Annotated in this window: 1 protein-coding gene and 1 pseudogene; both read right to left on the bottom strand. The window is 36.7% G+C overall.

All coding sequences use genetic code 11. The features are described 5' to 3' along the window. Positions 1 to 193, bottom strand: a 193-nt coding sequence (locus tag SB775_RS28225) for an HAD hydrolase family protein (RefSeq protein ID WP_410864471.1), incomplete at its 3' end; no start/stop codon positions are given. Continuing rightward, positions 180 to 335, bottom strand: a pseudogene (locus SB775_RS28220) (ATP-binding cassette domain-containing protein); the annotation flags it as partial. The gene SB775_RS28225 and the pseudogene SB775_RS28220, both read right to left, overlap by 14 nt.

Genomic DNA, 335 nt, shown 5'->3' with positions numbered 1-335 from the left:
TGGTGTTTTCGTGTACACACATGAAAACACCATTTACACTAATACGATGGAAATTTGTATTTACAGCTTTCATTAAGTCTGCAATTTCATTATCCAATCGGCCAGAAGCGAAACAAAGAATAACATTTTGCTCAGCAAGACTACGAAGTGCTACAATATCCTGTTCGTCAATTAACCCACGTTGCTTTATCAAGCGTTGAAATTACATTTAATAATGTCGTTTTACCAGAACCAGATGGTCCCATAATTCCAACAAACTCACCCTCTTGAATTGAGAATGAAACACCTTTTAACGCGTGTGATTGGTTCTCACCTTTTTTACCGTACACTTTTTG

This window comes from Peribacillus sp. SIMBA_075 (genome assembly GCF_046534585.1).
The sequence above is the reverse complement of the archived record's forward strand: the minus strand, read 5'-3'. Positions and strand labels throughout refer to the sequence as shown.